This window comes from Brevibacterium sp. RIT 803 (genome assembly GCF_016892625.1).
In the GTDB taxonomy this organism is placed as follows: Bacteria; Actinomycetota; Actinomycetes; order Actinomycetales; family Brevibacteriaceae; genus Brevibacterium.
This window is the reverse complement of record NZ_JAFEMW010000001.1, coordinates 62,891-80,186: the sequence shown is the minus strand read 5'-3', so window position 1 is coordinate 80,186 and position 17,296 is coordinate 62,891. Positions and strand designations below refer to the sequence as shown.

At 60.4% G+C, this 17,296-nt stretch carries 12 protein-coding genes; 9 read left to right on the top strand and 3 right to left on the bottom strand.

The genetic code is table 11. The annotated features are described in order from the left end of the window. The first annotated feature begins 1 nt into the window (after position 1). The 4 genes from pheT (at position 2) to JTF07_RS00290 (ending at position 6,580) form a co-directional block, all read left to right on the top strand. Positions 2-2,590, top strand: a complete 2,589-nt coding sequence (pheT, locus tag JTF07_RS00305; RefSeq protein WP_204232383.1) for a phenylalanine--tRNA ligase subunit beta — start codon at positions 2-4, stop codon at positions 2,588-2,590. Positions 2,591-2,678: 88 nt separating this feature from the next. Further along, entirely contained in the window at positions 2,679-3,560 is an 882-nt protein-coding gene (locus JTF07_RS00300; RefSeq protein ID WP_204232382.1) for an SDR family oxidoreductase, read from the top strand. Between the two features lie 51 nt (positions 3,561-3,611). Next, positions 3,612-5,816: an aminodeoxychorismate synthase component I gene (gene pabB, locus JTF07_RS00295; protein ID WP_353843833.1), complete on the top strand. Its 2,205-nt coding sequence runs from the start codon at positions 3,612-3,614 to the stop codon at positions 5,814-5,816. Next, positions 5,813-6,580, top strand: coding sequence for an aminotransferase class IV (locus tag JTF07_RS00290; RefSeq protein WP_204232381.1), 768 nt, complete (start codon positions 5,813-5,815; stop codon positions 6,578-6,580). Before pabB ends, JTF07_RS00290 begins: the two co-directional genes overlap by 4 nt. A gap of 121 nt (positions 6,581-6,701) precedes the next feature. Here the strand turns inward: JTF07_RS00290 and JTF07_RS00285 are convergent, their stop codons facing one another. Together JTF07_RS00285 and JTF07_RS00280 are read right to left on the bottom strand one after the other, a co-directional pair. Then, positions 6,702-8,096: an amidase gene (locus JTF07_RS00285; RefSeq protein WP_204232380.1), complete on the bottom strand. Its 1,395-nt coding sequence runs from the start codon at positions 8,094-8,096 to the stop codon at positions 6,702-6,704. Further along, complete coding sequence (locus JTF07_RS00280; RefSeq protein WP_204232379.1) at positions 8,093-9,418, bottom strand: MFS transporter; 1,326 nt, start codon at positions 9,416-9,418, stop codon at positions 8,093-8,095. The genes JTF07_RS00285 and JTF07_RS00280 overlap by 4 nt, the downstream gene beginning before the upstream one ends. Positions 9,419-9,884: 466 nt before the next feature. Here JTF07_RS00280 and JTF07_RS00275 point away from each other — a divergent pair, with 466 nt between their 5' ends. Continuing rightward, positions 9,885-11,273 (top strand): hypothetical protein, encoded by a 1,389-nt coding sequence (locus JTF07_RS00275; protein ID WP_204232378.1) that lies wholly within the window; start codon positions 9,885-9,887, stop codon positions 11,271-11,273. 709 nt (positions 11,274-11,982) lie between these two features. Here the strand turns inward: JTF07_RS00275 and JTF07_RS00270 are convergent. Continuing rightward, positions 11,983-12,696: an aspartate/glutamate racemase family protein gene (locus tag JTF07_RS00270; RefSeq protein ID WP_204232377.1), complete on the bottom strand. Its 714-nt coding sequence runs from the start codon at positions 12,694-12,696 to the stop codon at positions 11,983-11,985. 105 nt (positions 12,697-12,801) lie between these two features. Between JTF07_RS00270 and JTF07_RS00265 the strand changes: the two genes are divergently transcribed. The 4 genes from JTF07_RS00265 (at position 12,802) to dctP (ending at position 17,275) form a co-directional block, all read left to right on the top strand. Beyond that, the gene (locus tag JTF07_RS00265) at positions 12,802-13,752 is read left to right on the top strand and encodes a LysR family transcriptional regulator (protein WP_204232376.1); all 951 of its coding nucleotides are present in this window, start codon (positions 12,802-12,804) and stop codon (positions 13,750-13,752) included. After that, positions 13,752-14,288 carry a TRAP transporter small permease gene (locus JTF07_RS00260; RefSeq protein WP_204232375.1) on the top strand — a complete coding sequence of 179 codons (537 nt, stop codon included), beginning with the start codon at positions 13,752-13,754 and terminating at the stop codon, positions 14,286-14,288. Before JTF07_RS00265 ends, JTF07_RS00260 begins: the two co-directional genes overlap by 1 nt. A gap of 23 nt (positions 14,289-14,311) precedes the next feature. After that, complete coding sequence (locus tag JTF07_RS00255) at positions 14,312-15,856, top strand: TRAP transporter large permease (protein ID WP_204232374.1); 1,545 nt, start codon at positions 14,312-14,314, stop codon at positions 15,854-15,856. Between the two features lie 138 nt (positions 15,857-15,994). Next, on the top strand, positions 15,995-17,275 hold the full coding sequence (gene dctP, locus JTF07_RS00250) for a TRAP transporter substrate-binding protein DctP (RefSeq protein WP_204232373.1): 1,281 nt from the start codon (positions 15,995-15,997) through the stop codon (positions 17,273-17,275). The last annotated feature ends 21 nt before the right edge of the window (positions 17,276-17,296 follow it).

Sequence of the window (17,296 nt, the reverse complement as noted above, 5' to 3'; positions counted from 1 at the left end):
TATGCGCGTCCCACTGAACTGGCTGGCCGACTACGTCGATCTCCCGGCCGATACGGATCCCCATGCCCTGGCCGCGGAATTCGCCGCGGTCGGACTCGAGGAAGAGGACTTCTTCGGCCCCGAGATCACCGGGCCCCTCGTCGTCGGACGCGTCCTCGAACTTGTCAAGGAAGAGCACTCGAACGGCAAGACCGTCAACTGGTGCCGTGTCGACGTCGGCCCCGCACACAACGAAGATGCCGATGATCCGAAGGACCCGCAGCCCGGCGAGGAACGACCCAGTCGCGGCATCATCTGCGGTGCCCACAACTTCGTCGTCGGCGACCTCATCGTCGCCTGCCTGCCCGGAGCCGTCCTGCCCGGTGATTTCCAGATCGCTGCGCGCAAGACCTACGGCCACAAGTCCGATGGCATGATCTGCTCGGCCAAGGAACTCGGCCTGGGTGAGGACCACGACGGCATCATCGTTTTGTCGGATCTTGGTCTGACGGGTGAGCCCGGCGATGACGCGATCAAGCTGCTCGGCCTCGACCAGGTCACCCTCGACGTCAACGTCACCCCTGACCGTGGTTACCAGCTGTCGATGCGCGGCATCGCCCGCGAGTACGCGCAGATGAAGGGCCAGTCCTTCACCGACATCGGCAGCCCCACCGTCGCCGAGGTCAACGCCCCCACCGATGACGGGTTCCCTGTCGTCATCGAGGACTCCAACCCCATCGACGGCAACGTCGGCTGCGACCAGTTCACCGCCATGCAGGTCACCGGGCTCGACCCGGCAGCGACAACCCCGTTCTGGATGCAGCGCCGACTCATCGCCGCAGGCATGCGCCCCATCAGGCTGACCGTTGATGTCACGAACTACGTCATGCTCGAACTCGGTCAGCCACTGCACGCCTATGACACTGCGCTGCTGGGCGAGGAGATCGTCGTGCGTCGTGCACAGGCGGGGGAGAAGTTCACGACCCTCGACGATGTCGAACGCAGCCTGGACGCCGAGGACCTCCTCATCACCGACCGCGGCGGACAGGGTTCAGACAGCACCGGCGGCAAGATCATCGGCCTCGCCGGAGTCATGGGCGGAGCCGACGTCGAGGTGGGCGAGACAACCACCGCCGTCGTCATCGAATCCGCCCACTTCGACCCGATCTCGATCGCCAGGACCGCACGCAGGCACAAGTTGTCGTCCGAGGCCTCGCGTCGCTTCGAACGTGGAGTCGACCCGTTGCTCGGCCCCGTGGCGGCACGTCGCTGCGCTGACCTGCTCGTCGAACTCGCAGGCGGCACTCTCAGCCCGGCGACAACACAGGTCGGGCAGGCTCCCGAACCCACCGTCATCGAGCTTCCGATCAAGCGCGTCGACTCCCTCGTCGGCGTCGACTACACGACCGCCGAGGTGACTGGTCTTCTCGAAGGCATCGGTGCAGGCATCGAGGTCATCGGCAAGGACCGTCTGGCCGTGACCGTGCCCTCCTGGCGCACGGACATCACCGCCGACGTCGACCTCATCGAGGAAGTCGCCCGCACCGGCGGCTACGACCGGATCCCATCAATCCAGCCGGCCGCTCGCGCCGGACAGGGCATGACCGAAGCACAGCGCACGCGGCGCCGGATCTCTAATCTGCTGGCCGCCGACGGCTTCACGGAGGTGCTGTCCTACCCGTTCACGTCCGATAAGCGTGATGATCAGCTGCGCCTGGAAGCCGACGATGTGCGCCGCAAGCACATCCGCCTGGCAAACCCGATGTCCGAAGACCTGCCGCTGATGCGCACCAACCTGCTCTCAACCCTGGTCGAACTGGTGGCACGCAACTTCGGTCGCGGAGCCAAGGATGTCGCCCTGTTCGAGGCCGGACTCGTCTCCACCTCGGCGGGACTGCCCGCAGGTCCAGGGCCACGGCACCTGCCCGGCTACCACCCCACTGATGTGGAACTCGAGGAGGTCTACGCCTCGGTTCCCGCCCAGCCGTACCACTACGCGGGCATCATCTCCGGCAACGTCGAACTGCCCGGCGTCTGGGGCAAGGGCCGCAAGGCCGAGGCCACCGACGTCATCGACACCGTCCGCCGCATCGCCGGCGTCAACGGCATCGAGGTCAGTGTCGAAGCCGACCAGATCGCACCCTGGCACCCCGGACGTGCGGCAAAGTTCCTTCTAGCTGACGGTCAGGAACTCGGACATGCGGGTGAACTCCACCCGAAGGTGTGCGAGAACCTCGGCCTGCCGGCTCGGACCGTGGCCTTCGAGATCGATCTCGACGCACTCCTGGCACAGGAGGACCTGCGGACCTGGGACGGCGCACTGTCGACCTACCCGGTCTCCCGTCAGGACGTCGCCCTCATCGTCGACAAGTCACTGCCCACCCAGACGCTGGCGGCGACTCTGCGCGAGGGTGCGGGGGAGGAGCTCGAACTGCTCGAGACCTTCGACCTCTACACCGGTGACCAGCTGCCCGAGGGCAAGAAGTCCCTGGCCTTCCGCCTGACCTTCCGAGCAGCGGATCGCACGCTCAAGGCCGATGATGCCTCGGCGATGCGTGAGGCCGCGACGCAGTTGGCCGCTGAGCGCCACAATGCTGAAGTCCGCAGCTGAGGACTGAACGCATGATGGCCCGGTCGGTTGCTTCGGTATCCCGGCCGGGTCCTGTCACATCCGAACCGAACATCACAGGAGTACGACCATGACCGAGAAGCTGCCCTACGGTACCAACCTGCCGACCCACGACGGCGCGACGGAGGTCACCGCCGTGCCCGGTGAGACCATCGCGGTCGTGACCGGTGGAGCCCGCGGCATCGGCCGCTACCTGTCCGAAGCGTTCGCCCGCGCCGGCTATCACGTGGTCGTCACGGCCACCTCGGCGTCGAAGGCTGAGGCAGCGGCGGCGGAGATCGTCGAGGCCACCGGGGGAGCGGTCACCGGGTTGGAGCTGCGCGCCGATGACATCGACTCGGTGTCGGCGTTGCACATTGCGGTCGCAGCGCTCGAATCTGAGAGTGGCCGCCGTATGCAGGTGCTGGTTAACAATGCCGGCCGCATCGAGTCGACCGAGGGGCCGCTGTGGGAGGCAGATCCGGAGAGCATCAAGGGTGTCGTCGACGCCAACGTCCTTGGTGTCGCCCTCATGATCAACGCTCTCGCCCCGGTCCTCATTACCAACGCCGAGGCGACCGGTCGTCCCAGCCGCATCATCGACCTCAACTCAGGATCAGGTGCCCAAGGGACGCCCGCCTACGCCGTGTACTCGGCGTCGAAGGCCTCTCTGTTCCGTCTCGCCGATTCCGTCGTCCACTTCGGCCACGACAAGGGCCTGCGGATCTTCGAGATGGCACCCGGGGTAGTGGAAACGACCATGACGAAGTCCATGCCGGTCCACGACTTCCGCGGGGAGGGTGACTGGACGAGTCCTGAGCAGGTGACTGATCTTGCGGTGGCTTTGGCCTCGGGGACGTTGGATGCATACACGGGGCGGTATGTGCGTGCAGGGGCCGATTCTGAGGAATCGCTGCTCGCTGACAAGACTGCCGAACTGGTGGACTCTACTCGTCGCCTCGTCCTCGGCTGAGCTCCTCGGTCTTCGCAGAGTTCACAGGCAGACTGACGCATCGGCAGAGCAGTGATCCGCACACTTCTCATCGACAACTACGACTCGTTCACCTTCAACCTTTACCACTACCTCGCCGAGGTCAACGGCACCCCGCCGGTCGTTGTGCCCAATGACTGGACCGACTGGCACGCGGGTGCACTGGATGGGTACGACAATGTGGTGATCTCACCCGGGCCAGGGTCCCCGGACAAGATCGCGGATTTCGGCATCTGTGATGAGGTGATTGCGACCGCGACAATCCCCATCCTCGGCATCTGCCTGGGTCATCAGGGGATCGCACTGGCTCACGGTGGATCCGTCGCTCATGCTCCCAGCCCACGGCACGGTCGGCTCTCAGAGATCCGGAACTTGGGTGTCGATCTCTTCACCGATCTTCCGCCGACGTTCAATGCGGTGCGCTATCACTCGCTGGCCGTCACCGACGTTCCCAAGGAGCTTGAAGTGACTGCCTATTCCGACGACGGAGTCATCATGGGGCTGCGTCATCGAACTCTTCCGCAGTGGGGAGTCCAATTCCACCCCGAATCGATCTCCACCGAACACAGCCTTCAACTACTGGGCAATTTCGCGCGACTGACCCGGGAGTGGGCAGACGGAGAGACGAAATCCTCGACCACTGGGACTCCGATTTCCGGGACTCCAAGCTCCGGCACACTTGACCGACCTGAGCCGATCACAGCGGCCCTTCAGGTGGAAGCCTTGGAGCTGTCGGCGCCGGTCGAGACCATCTTCGCGGGGTTGTACGGGGACGAGGAAGAAGCCGTCTGGCTCGATGGCAATGACCCAAGCAGTGTTTCATCGAGGTTCACCATCATGGGTGCGCCCACCGGAGCAAACGGGCGAGTCGCCACGGCAGATACGCGCACCGGCACGATCCACATTCGACACACCGGAAGTGCTTTCGCGGGTACGCCAGGCACTGAGGCGACAGTCAGCAGCGGCCTCTTCGACTGGCTCGAAGCCGAGCTGGACACCATCAGAGTTGAGGCTCCGGCACTGCCCTTCGACTTCCGCCTCGGATGGGTCGGATACCTGGGATACGAGCTGAAGGCAGAGGTCGGTTCACCTAACCAGCACCACTCGGCCCGGCCAGACGCCTCCCTGATGTTCCTCGACCGCGCTGTCGTCATCGACCACGATGAGTTGAAGGTCTACCTGCTGGCACTCAACGGACTCGGCTCGTCATCAACAGACTGCGAGACCTGGTGCGCCCAGACGAGGACTGCGATCCAGGAATTCGCTTCCGCCGACCCGTTGACCCCTGGGGGACCGCGCGTTGGCCCGGCTTCCCACACCGCTGCGCTCACCGCGACGTCGATGGTCGCTCGACACTCCCGCAAGCAATACCGTGAAAATATCGAGCGAGTGCTGGACAAGATCACCGATGGTGAGACCTACGAAGTCTGTCTGACCAACATGCTCGAAGCCGAGGGCGAGTTCGACACCCTGAGCGAGTACCTCGCTCTGCGCGCACAGAACCCGACTCCATTCGGCGTCTATCTCGTGTCGAAAGACGCGACGATACTCAGCACGTCTCCGGAACGCTTCCTGCGCATCGGCTCTGACGGACGCGTCGAATCCAAACCGATAAAAGGCACACGAGCACGCGGCCGCACAGACGAGGAAGACCGTGCGATCAAGGAGGAACTGCACTATTCGGAGAAGGATCGCTCTGAGAACCTCATGATCGTCGACCTCGTTCGCCACGATCTTGGCGCCACTGCCGAACTCGGCTCTGTCGATGTCGACGTGCTCTTCGGCATCGAAACCTATGCCACCGTTCATCAGATGGTGAGCACGGTCAGTGCGGTCCTCGACCCCGAACATTCCCCGGTGGCGTGCGTCAGAGCGGCCTTCCCGCCGGGGTCGATGACCGGGGCGCCGAAGCTAAGGACGATGTCGATCATCGACGAACTCGAGACCGGTCCCCGAGGTATCTACAGCGGGGCGATTGGCTATTTCTCCCTCAACGGCGCAGTCGACCTCAGCGTGGTCATCAGGACGCTGGTCGTTGCCGATGGCACCGTCCGATACGGGGTCGGTGGTGCAATCGTCGCCCTCTCTGACCCCGAGGACGAATACGCTGAAACTGTGGCAAAGGCCGCACCTCTGTTGCGACTGTTCGGCAATGTCGAGTTTCCGGAGGCGAACTTCGGGAAGTCGGAAGGTGAGGAGGCCTTCTCGGACGTCGACAGAGGAAGCAGTGTGATATGACCACCTGGACCTGGGATGGCTCAGGGAAGGTATTCGACGCGGGTGAACCCGAAGGTGCACTTTTGGCAGCGGACTCGTGGTTCGTCAGTGACGGCAAAGTGCGGGCCTTCGATCGACATCGCCGTAGATTCAACTCGACTGCCCGTGAACTCGGTTTCTCCGAGCCAAGCTCCGAGGACTTCTGGGCAGCTCTGATCGACTTGATTCCGCCCTCAGGGGAGTGGTTTCCTCGCGTTGAGATCATCGGCGACGACAATCCAGTCCTCGGTTTCCGGCTGAGACCTTCACCGACTCGAACCGACGAGCTCCGGGTGTGGGCTCCGCCGTTCTCTGATCCGCGGCAGAATCCACATGTGAAGGGCCCGGACATTGGTCTGCTGGAAGACCTGCGTGGCCGAGCACGCGTCGATCACAATTGTGATGAGGTGTTGCTCGTCGACGAACGCGGTTTTGCTGTCGAATCTGCTACCTCAAGTCTGCTGTGGTGGGAAGATCTGACACTGTGCGTGCCCCACCCCGATCTGGCACAACTTCCGGGCGTTACTTCATCCTTGATCCAAGCGGAGGCACTCAGACGTTCAATCGGCATCGACTTCCGACTCTGTACGCCTACGGACTTGAGCCGCCATGAGGTGTGGTTGGTCAACGCACTGCACGGCATCAGACGTGTCTGCGCCTGGTCCGGAATGCCGCACCCTTCGCCCGCACCCGAGCGGTTCTGGGAATGGAAGACCTGGCTCGAGCACCAGATGGAATCGATCTGACCGACCAGTTTGCTTCGGCCTCATCGAGCCCGCGAAGGTGACCGGGAATCCCCGCCGCATCATCGCCCTCAACTCGAGCTCGGGCCCGCAGGCGTGCCAGTTGGGTGCGTTGGCGAGCATCTCAGCTGCTGCATAGGCTTTCGACGATGGCCGCACACGCCAACAGATGGTGCTCTGTGCCGTGTCGTGAAATCAGTTGTAGGCCCACAGGTAAGTCGTCCTCGTCGAACCCGCATGGAATGGTGATGGCAGCATGTTCACTTAAATTGAATGAGTAAGTCATCCATGCCCAATCTAGGTAGTTGGCAGGAATCCCTCCAACAGATTCGGGACCGGGCGACCCTGGGTTGAATGGACCGATTGCTACTGTGGGGGTGATGAGAACGTCGACGTGCTGCAGGAGTAGCTCCACCTGGGCCTTATACTCTTGGCGGGCTAGGTGAGCAGTCGCGAGGTCAGACCCGGAGTAACTTCGTGCCCGTTCGATCACTTTTGCGAGATCAGGATCGGTTTCGTTGTTGGGGCGTGGAATGAGGCTGGCGAATCCCGTTGTCCAGATGATGTCCATGAGGTCGAATCGATCAGGTGGGGTTTCGCCAATTTCCTCGACCTCAATTCCGCCTCCTTGTAAGCGCGATACTGCCTGGGTTACTACTGACTCGATTGACGGCTCCGCCCGACGTCCACCCCAGGACGGTGCGTAGTATGCACGTATTTTGTCAGGCGTTTTATCGCACGAGCCCCGGTAGCCGCCAGGTGTCCGTACGACAGACATTGAATCTCTTGGATCTTGAGCGGACATCACATCCAGCAAATGGGCGACGTCGCGCACTGATTTTGCCAGTGGGCCATTTGCGACAAGCGCTCCAAGGGGCGTCGGAGGATAGTAAGGGACGACGCCCGGCCCAGGTTTCATTCCCACTAGATTGCAGAAGGAGGCCGGGATGCGTATGGAGCCGGCTCCATCACCGCCCTGTGCGAGTGACATGAATCCTGCAGCGACTCCCGCCGCGGCACCACCGCTAGAGCCTCCCGACGTCAATGTCGGATTATATGGAGTACGGCTGGCTCCATTGATCGGGTTCCCTGCATCAGCCTTCCAGCCGATCTCCGAAGTCGTTGTCTTGCCGACCATAGCTCCGCCCGATTTCAACAGCAGCTGAGCCAGTGGTGAGTTCTCCGAAGGAACCCAATCACGGTACAGCGGCGACCCCCTCGTCGTGCGAATTCCTGCAGTCGGAACCAAATCTTTGATTGCATAGGGGACGCCTTCAAGCGCACCTGCATGATCGCCTTTACGCCAAATTTCCTCCGAATGTTTCGCTTGTCTTTTGGCCAAATCGTGTGTGACCGTAACAAATGCGTTGATGGTCTCCTCGTGTTGCTCAATTCGTTCGAGGTGAGCGTTCAAGACTTCAACAGGGGACAGCGAACCCTTGGCATAGTTGGCTAGGAGGTCATCGATACTGAACCGGCAGAGTTCGTTCCAATTGTCACGGTCGGCTAGCGGATTCATTGAGACGGACCTTCCGTGAAGTAGTCGTGTGACGCCTTAGCGGGTGCTGACTCTTTCAAGCCTAGAAGAGCCAGCAGGGAGACCACGCAGCTCAGTGCGACATAAATCGGAGGTATCAAATTGCTGTCCGTCAGTGAGATGAGCCAGGTGAGGATGAATGGCGAGGAAACTGAGACAATGACTGCCAGGCTAAATCCAATAGCGACACCCGAATAGCGGACACGAGCTGGGAAGAGTTCGACCCAAGCACATACGAGTGGCCCTGTGTACAGCCCGAGGGCAACTCCGCCAGTTAAGAACTGTACGAGGACGATGACCCACAGCGGTGCAACGGACATGGTTGCGAATGCGGGAAATACAAGCACAAGCAAGAGAACTCCGCCCACCACCATAAGAGGCTTGCGTCCAATCTTGTCTGAGAGCGCCCCAGCTATTGGGATGGTGATCACGTAACCTGCGATGGCTATTGAAGTGCTCAGAAGCGCCTCACCGGAAGAGTGGCCAGCATGCGTGGTCAGGAACGTCGGCGCATAAACGAGGATGACGTAGTAGGCGACAGTTTGTGCCATAGCAATACCAGTAACTTGCAGCACCGATTTCCCATAGGTTCCAATGGTCTCTGACAGCGGAGAGCGGGCAACTTCGTCTTGTTCGAGGAGCTCTTTGAACGCTGAGGTTTCTTCGAGCTTGAAACGTATATATAGGCCGATCGCGCCGATGGGCAGAGCGATCAGAAATGGAATTCTCCACCCCCAGGAATGCATCTGTTCACTGTCGAGCATTGCCGACAGAACGACGGCGAACATTGAACCGGCCAGCAAACCAAGTCCAGTGGTAGCTGGCATAAAGCCAACGAGGAAACCCCGTCGTTCGCGTGGAGAATTCTCCGCGATCAAAACGGCTCCTCCGGCGTATTCGCCGCCAGCGGAGAATCCTTGCACGATGCGAGCGAGGATCAACAAGATCGGAGCCCAGACCCCGATGCTGGCATAGGGCGGAATCGCTCCGATTGCCGCAGTCGACAGGGACATTAGAAGTAGTACGACAGCGAGTGTGACCTTACGCCCTGCAGTGTCGCCGAACCGGGCGAAGATGACGCTGCCGAGCGGTCGGGTGATTACTGGAAGTGCGAAGATTCCGAAGGTGGACAGCAGAGCTGCAGTCGGATCACCGGATGGAAAGAAGACCGTGGAGATAGTTACGGCTAAGAATCCGTATACGCCGTAGTCAAACCATTCAACGAAATTGCCAACTCCACCGGCCCAGATGGCTTTGCGCTGTCCCCGAGAATCTGGATGCTGAGTCTGAACGTGGGCAGTCATTTTGACCTCACGCCCGGGCCTGTTACCTGACAAACTGGACGGACGGCCGATGAGTCGGTGTTCCCATGAGTATCGGATGCGGTGCATTGAGTTCGGTTTAGTTGTCGCATGCGTTGACAATAGTGATGTTTCTCACCTAGGACAAGGTGATAGAAACCGATAGAAAACACCGGGTAAACCTGTATCAACAAGCACCAGCAATCCGATCTCTGTGCACGATAGCGCCAACGCATCCGCGCCGCGAGCCATTTGGTGCAAGCAAATTCGAAACCGTCGTGTGTAGATGGTCGAGGCAAGGGCGCCAGACAGCTCTCCGAGCCTGGCCGAAGCTCAAATCCACCCTAGATTCTAGGGTCTCAGTAGCCAGAAATAATAGAACAAACCTGGACAAATCGATCACTCTCGCATATATTAGATCACAAGTTCGATTCAACGCAGCGAATCCAACGAGAGGTTGGTGACGAGGATGATCGGCACAACAGAGACTGGCGAGAGCCACCGCCGAATCGCAACGCGACACGAATGGCGGACGCATGTTGCGCACCAGGGATCGTTACGGCAGGCGATTGCTGAGCTTTTGGTGGTCCTTATAGTCAGTTCTGTTCTAGTGCCGATGGTGGTATTAGCGACAGCACGTGCATCGTCCGAGGTGTCGATCGTCGATGCGATCATCTTCTCGGCCAGTAGTGATGCCAGCGCCTTTCTCACGCTGGCGTCGATACTGCTTGCGACTGCCAGTCCATTCATGTTGGCGGGAGCTTTGGTACTTAGACGGTGCTTCATTGACATGATGCGTATCAACTATCATTCAAGGCGAAGCATGCGATTTATCCGACACGAGATTCGACGTGGAATCCGAGTGGAACGCTCGATCCTTCCGTCAGCCAGCGACGCAATTGCAACGCTTATGCAAGTGACGATGATGCCTTGCGTTGCGATATTTGTTGCGGTTTCCATGGAAATTTCGCTATTTTCATCTGGCGCCCCGACTTTTTTGCGCGTCCCGATTGCTCTAATTGTGGTGGTTGCTGCGGTATCTGCGGTCATGGCCTTACTTCAGGTGCGAAAATCCCCGTTTGAGACGACAATCGCGCTCCGACGATTTTGCGAGAGCTGGAAACCAGTCGGAGTTGCGGTACCCCAAAGGTCTACTTGTTCGTTTTGCATGCTTGATCTTAAACCGAGGCCGCTATTTCGACGCTGGGTGAATAGCATTCGAGAATTTTATGTTGAGTATCTACAGTACAGTGAAAGCGGGCTGGCCGTAAATCTTCGAGCTGCTCACAGAAATCCCTTGATAATAACCCTGATATTGATCGGATTGAGCGCGATTGTCTTCTGCGGTATTGCCGATCTCTCTGCACGTGCGGTTGCGATATTCGTAACTTTCGGCCTCGGGATCGGCTTGCTCTATCGTTCATTTGGGCGAAACCTTGGAGAGATGTTGTTTCCACAGATGACGTGGACATCTTTGGCAAGGAACTTGGGATACCTGGGTGCTGCTCTGGCGCTTCTACTCAATCTTGAGCTTGTCACAAGATTGACTGACATGATTTCACAGATCGGCGTCATGGCTAATGAAGATTCTTTTGTGGTCTTCGTTTTGAGTCTTGAAGCAGTTGGTTTTCTAGTAGGTGTCTTGGTTTTGCTTGCAGGAGTGGATCAAAATATTGACCGTGATTTACCGGTAAAGATTATTCGGAAATCTATGTGGCTGTTACTTCCGTTTTTGGCAAGTGCATTTTTCGAAAACATTTCCGTTGCGGTCGTGTCTCTGGTAATTCCCCTGGCCGTCAATCTTCTAGCGGCGGAGCGAGGTAAGATGAGAAATGGATCCAGAGTTGATGCTTATTAATCGATTGAGCCTGTGGTTCAAAGATCTTGGAATGTATGAACTGATTCTGTTAATTTAAATCGCCACGCGAAAAAGACCGTACTGCTTCCGAGCCAGGTTTCTCCGTCCGCGCCAAAATGTGTTTGACAGTCCCGGTCTCAGCCTCAGCCAAATCAGCGCCGAGTGGGAGCACTTTCTAGTATCCGTCGATCGTCGGCTCATGTACATCACCGATATTGACAGATGATTGGAGGGCGGCGGCTCCCGAGGGCATTGATTCTAGCCAGTTCCACTAGAACACATGATGCTGAGGGACTACCGCGTAGATCAATGCAAATATGAACGCGCAGATCCCCAGCGACCGCAACCCGTTCCACCATTATCTTAGGCTCTCGATTTTGCTGACCAGCGAAGTGACAATTGCGCCAGGATGAACCAACTAATTGCCGTGGGGACCCCGATGATTAAACCTAAGAGTTCAAGCGGCTTCGTTGGCGTAGGAACGCAATCGAACCCCAATCCGCTGCATTGGCCATCAGGTGACGAGTCCGGATTCATAGGCGAAGCACCGACTAGAGCCACAAAGGCTGCAAAACACACCCCGAATATGTTTAGACAAGCGTTGCTCCGATCGAGGCTGGACTTCGGTGGCGAATGAGCAATTATGAGCAGGCCGTCGCCAGACTTGTCTATTTCTCGCGTTCAGGCTCGGCGCCGCCCACCCAGATGTTTACACCTGGGCGACTGCCGGTTTCAACGCCATCATCCACTCGACGATCGCAGCGACATGCGCATCGACAGAGTCAATCGCGGGCAGGGGTGCTGTCTCCGGTGGAACCAGCAACCCGATCTCCGTGCACGATAGTGCCACCGCATCTGCGCCGCGAGCCTTCATGTCCTTGATGATCTCGACATAGCGGGCACGGGAGGCATCCGTGAAAACACCCTGGGTGAGCTCGTCGAAGATGATCTGGTCGACTTCGAGGCACGTGGCCTCGTCAGGAACCAGTGTTGCAATGCCCTGTGCCTCGAGCCGCTCGGTGTAGAAGCCGTCGAGCATCGTCCACTTCGTGCCGAGCACCGCCAGAGTCGAATGGCCCTGACGCTTGGCGTCCGTCGCAATCGCATCGACGATATGGATCAGCGGAGCATCGACCGCGGTCTCAACCGCGGGAGCACACTTGTGCATAAGGTTCGTGGCGATCGCTACCGCCTCGGCGCCACCAGCGACGAGTCGCTGCGCCGTTGCGGTCAGGGAAGCATCCGCGCCTGCCCAGTCCTCAGCGACCTGCATATCGCGGATGTCGGCGAAGTCCGTGGAGTCGAGAAGGATCCGGGCAGAGTGATGCCCGCCGAGTTGCTCAGCCACGGCCGAGTTGATCTTCGTGTAGTACTCGATGCTCGAGTGCCAGCTCATTCCACCCAACAGGCCGATCCTGCGCATGGTCCATCTCCTCGTCCTCGTGTATCAGTGCCTTCCCTCCAGTCTCGTCCGGTCCAGGGGCTCCCGGTAGGCCCAGTTTCCTCTGCCATGACATAACCTGGACTTATGGCAAATGTGTTTGAGCAGGCGCTCGACGTCGGCGAACCGAAACGTCTGCTGATCTTCGGCGCAATCGCCCAGGCAGGCAGCATCGGAGCAGCCGCACGCGAACTCGGCTGGTCACAACCGGCGCTGTCCCAACACATGAACGCGCTCGAGAAAGACCTCGGCGTCAAACTCTTCGAACGCACCTCTCGCGGTATCGTCCTCACCACCGCCGGCCAACTGACACGCATCCGCGCCAACGAAATAGCCACCTCGGTGACGGGTTTGCGAGGGGACCTGGCCAGAGCATTCGGCCTCGGCGGACGCAATGTCCGACTGGCTGGATTCCCCAGTTTCGTCGTCGGCCCCTTGGCCGCAGCCCTGGGGAGTCTCGCATCATCTTCCGGTACGGGCAGCGAATCCGTCCAACACCACTCCTACGAGGTTGCCGAAACAGAACCGCCCGAAGCCATGACTCTGCTGGAGGAAGGCGAGATCGACGTAGCCTTCTTGTTCCATCACGAAGATGAGGAAGCTCCAAGCCTTCCTGCTCACGAGACGGTCGATCTCGGGGCCGACCATCTTGACCTGCTGGTCCCCGAACGATGGAACCGAGCTGGACAGATCACCCACCTCAGCGATGTCGCAGACCTGCCGTGGATCATGGGCTGCGTACGCTGCCGCTCCACCGCCGAACGTCTATGTCGGCGCGCTGGCTTCGAACCACGCACACGACACATCACGGACAACCCTGGTGCGATCCAGTCGCTCGTCTCCAACGGACTGGGCGTCGCCCTTCTGCCACGCAGTGCCCGTCGCCACTCCCAAGTGGCCGGCATCGACCCGATCGTCCTCGACGAGGCCGGGGCACGCAGAGTCACCGCGATGATCCCCGATGGGCTGCGCTCGACATCAGAGGTCGAGGATCTGTTGAATGCGCTTCGTGCGGTGGAAGTCGCAGGTGATATGTGATGCCGACGTTCACGAAAGTCCTCAACAAGTGCCTGACCACGATGACTGCAGTGGCGGTCATCATCATGATGCTCCACATCGTCATCCACGCGCTCACGCGTTCCCTCTTCGACGCCCCGATCTACGGCACCAACGAGATCGTCGAGTACTGGTATCTGCCGATCGTGGCACTCCTCGGCATCCCGGCCGCACAGCTGCAGAAGGAACACATCACCGTCACCATGGCCATCGACAGGGCACGGCCAGCCACCGCCTCGGTGTTCAGAGTCTTCGCCTGCATTCTCGGCGCCCTCGTCTCCCTCGCCTTCGCCTGGTTCGGTCTCATGAAGGCACTCGAGAACATGGCGATCGGCTCGACCGCTGACGTCTCCGACATCATCACCTGGCCGGTCTACTTCCTCGTCCCGATCGTCTTCGTCCTCCTAGCCGCGCTCTATGTCCTCGACGCCGTCCTCATCGCCCGGATTGGCGAATCCGAGCTCGACCGTGCCACGGGCAGACCGGCCGAGCACGACGCCGACAACAGAACATACTGACGAGCTGCTGACGGAACCGACTTGTGAACGCAAATACTGATCCCTCGACCGCTGGCCCAACGCCGGATGGCGGCCCGCCGACTAGCCCCCAGCTGCTGCCATCGGGTTCCCGCAGGAAACCGCCCGGCGTCCTCGCTCTGCCCATCGGCTTCGGCCTAGTCGCCATCTGCCTGATCGGCCTCTTCACCAGCCCCTCGGCGGCCGTCGGAGGCGCCTGGTGCATCGCGATGATGCTGGTGCTGCTGTTCCTCTCCGTGCCCGTCGCCATCGCCTTGTCCGTGCCTTCGATCATCGGCGTCTACGCGGTCAGCGGCATCCCCGCGACCATGAATATCCTCTCGACGGCACCCTTCAGCGCGGTCTCCGACTGGACGCTCAGCGTGCTGCCGATGTTCATCTTCATGGGCATGCTGCTCACCCAATCCGGACTCTCTGGCAAGATCTACCGGGTCGCCGACCACTGGTTCTCCTGGCTGCCCGGCGGCATCGGCATCGGCACGACCTTCGCCGGGGCCGGACTCTCGGCAGTGACCGGGTCAACCATCGGCATGACCTACGCGCTCGGCCGTGCCGGAATCCCCGAGATGCTCAAGGCCGGCTACGACAAACGCATGGCCGTCGGGACAATCATGGTCTCCGGGATGACCGGCAACCTCATCCCACCATCGATCCTCATGGTCATCTACGCCGGCATCGCCTCGGTGCCCGTGGGTCCGGCACTCATGGCCGGTGCAGTGCCCGGGATACTCCTGGCGCTGTGCTTCGCCGTCTTCATCTTCGCCATCGGTGTTATCGCCCCGAGGTTCGTTGGCCGCGGAGTCGACACCGACGATCGCACGACACGCACCTGGCGCCAGCGGCTGACCTCTCTCGGCGGAGTCTGGGGCTTCCTGGTCATCCTCGTCGTCCTGTTCGGCGGCATGTTCTCCGGCATCTTCACCCCCACCGAGGCGGGAGCCGCGGCCGCACTGTGTTCCGTTCTGCTGTGTCTGTGGGAAAAGCGGGGCGACCATCCCTGGCGAAAGATCGCGGACTCAGCGCTGGCCACGGTGTCGGCCACCTCGGCGATCTTCTTCATCATGATCGGGGCCACGATGCTCACCAGCCTGCTCGCGATCACGGGGCTGGCCCCCATCCTCACCGGCTTCATCACCGACCTGGGGCTGTCGCGGGTGGGCTTCCTGCTCGTGCTCATCGTCCTCTACGTCATCATGGGCATGTTCTTCGACACCATGTCCATGATGCTGCTGACCATCCCGATCCTGCTGCCCACGCTCGAGACCATGGGGGTCAGCCCACTCTGGTTCGGTGTCTTCGTCGTCCTCCTCGGCGAATTCGGCATGATCACCCCGCCGGTCGGCATCATCCCCTACATCATCCACAACATCGTCAAGGACAAGGCCGTCAACCTCGGGCACACCATCACGCTGCGCGACATCTTCATCTCCCTGCTGTGGTTCCTCCCCGTCGCCGTGGTCTTCCTCGTCCTCCTGGTCGCCGTACCCGGCATGACGGAGTGGCTGCCGGACCTGATCGAGACCACCAGCGGCGGCATGGCCAGTAGCTGACCTTCGCCGAGGTGGCCCTTCAGTTCCGTCATGCGCGCCGTCGCGGGATTGCGGGCGGTGTGAGGGGAGTCATAACAGGGTGAACTCATTCAGATCTATGATCGAAGGAAACTCTCAGTCGTTGTTCAAAGGGGTCCCATGAATCGCATTCGGTCGGCGGCAGTCCGCCCTCTCACCGCCATCGCGACGGTCGCGTCGCTGGCGCTCCTGGCCGGATGCGCCGGATCTGTCGGCGGGAGCGATTCAGACTCGGACGCCTCAGCAGGGGAGGGCTTCGCCGTTGATGCATCACAGGATGAAATCGATGAGGCTCTGTCCGATCTCGACCCGGTGACCCTGAAGTTCCAGCCTTCGGCGATGTCGGAGAAGTCGATCCTTGCGCCCAACGGGCTCGATGTGAAGAAGGCGATCGAGGAGCGCTCGGGCGGGAAGATCACCGTCGACATCGTCTGGGGTCAGGCGATCGCCAGCTACGCCGACGTCGATGATGCGTTGGCTGACGGGCGAGTCGATCTCGCCTTCACTCTGCCGTCCTATACCCCGGCCGAATACCCTGCCTTCGACGCTCTCGGCACAGCCATGTCGACTCTGCCGTCCTCGCCGGTCGCCAGTGATCTGGCCGCGAATGCCGCCGGAGTCCAAGCCGCCTGGGAGACACCCGAAGTGCTCGCCGAGTTCGAGGACAAGAACCTCGTTCCCCTCATCCCGATGCTCGCCGCTGGTGGGTATTCCACAATGTGCTCGAAGCCGATGACGTCCCTTGATGATTGGAAGGGCAAGCAGCTGCGTGTCGGTTCGGCCGCCGCCGGTAAGCAGGTCACCGATCTTGGGGCCACTCCGGTGTCGCTGTCGTTCCCGGAGACCTATGAGGCGCTGCAGCGCGGCACCGTGGACTGCGATCTCGGGCAGCTCGCCCCGAACGTTGAGGCCGGCACGTTCGAGGTCGCCCCGAATATCGGAGTCGCCGCCGACGCCGGAATCGCACGCTCTGCCGGTGCCATCACAGCCGGGAAGAAGTACTCAGAGCTGCCGGTGGCCTACCAGCAGATCGTCTTCGACTCGATGTCGACGACGTTCTCCACCATGATGGAGGTCGTCATCGGTGCCAAGGCGATGGCCGTCGAACAGGCGAAGGCCAACGACGGATCGGTTGAGCCCTTCGACGATGACGTGCAGAAGCAGATGGCGAACTACGCCAAGACGCTGTCTGATAAGACGGCGAAGAAGGCAGGCGTTCCCGACGCGCCGTCGACGTTGAAGACCGCGGGGGCCGACTGGCAGAAGAGCGTGACCGAGCTCGGTTACGAGGACAAGGGCGACTTCGCTGATCTCGATCAGTGGTACCCCAAGGACGCGAACTACGACGAGCTCGGAACACAGCTCTTCGAGAAGGCCATGGCTGAGCACCGGCCGGAGTGAGGTAGGGCGGGGGACTGACGC

What these genes read in the sequence shown, in the direction of transcription:
- pheT (WP_204232383.1), top strand. Translation starts at nt 2, where the DNA reads ATGCGCGTCCCACTGAACTGGCTGGCCGACTACGTCGATCTCCCGGCC.
- JTF07_RS00275 (WP_204232378.1), top strand. Translation starts at nt 9,885, where the DNA reads ATGATCGGCACAACAGAGACTGGCGAGAGCCACCGCCGAATCGCAACG.
- JTF07_RS00285 (WP_204232380.1), bottom strand. Translation starts at nt 8,096, where the DNA reads ATGAATCCGCTAGCCGACCGTGACAATTGGAACGAACTCTGCCGGTTC.
- JTF07_RS00270 (WP_204232377.1), bottom strand. Translation starts at nt 12,696, where the DNA reads ATGCGCAGGATCGGCCTGTTGGGTGGAATGAGCTGGCACTCGAGCATC.
- JTF07_RS00290 (WP_204232381.1), top strand. Translation starts at nt 5,813, where the DNA reads ATGACCACCTGGACCTGGGATGGCTCAGGGAAGGTATTCGACGCGGGT.
- dctP (WP_204232373.1), top strand. Translation starts at nt 15,995, where the DNA reads ATGAATCGCATTCGGTCGGCGGCAGTCCGCCCTCTCACCGCCATCGCG.
- JTF07_RS00265 (WP_204232376.1), top strand. Translation starts at nt 12,802, where the DNA reads ATGGCAAATGTGTTTGAGCAGGCGCTCGACGTCGGCGAACCGAAACGT.
- JTF07_RS00300 (WP_204232382.1), top strand. Translation starts at nt 2,679, where the DNA reads ATGACCGAGAAGCTGCCCTACGGTACCAACCTGCCGACCCACGACGGC.
- JTF07_RS00260 (WP_204232375.1), top strand. Translation starts at nt 13,752, where the DNA reads ATGCCGACGTTCACGAAAGTCCTCAACAAGTGCCTGACCACGATGACT.
- JTF07_RS00280 (WP_204232379.1), bottom strand. Translation starts at nt 9,418, where the DNA reads ATGACTGCCCACGTTCAGACTCAGCATCCAGATTCTCGGGGACAGCGC.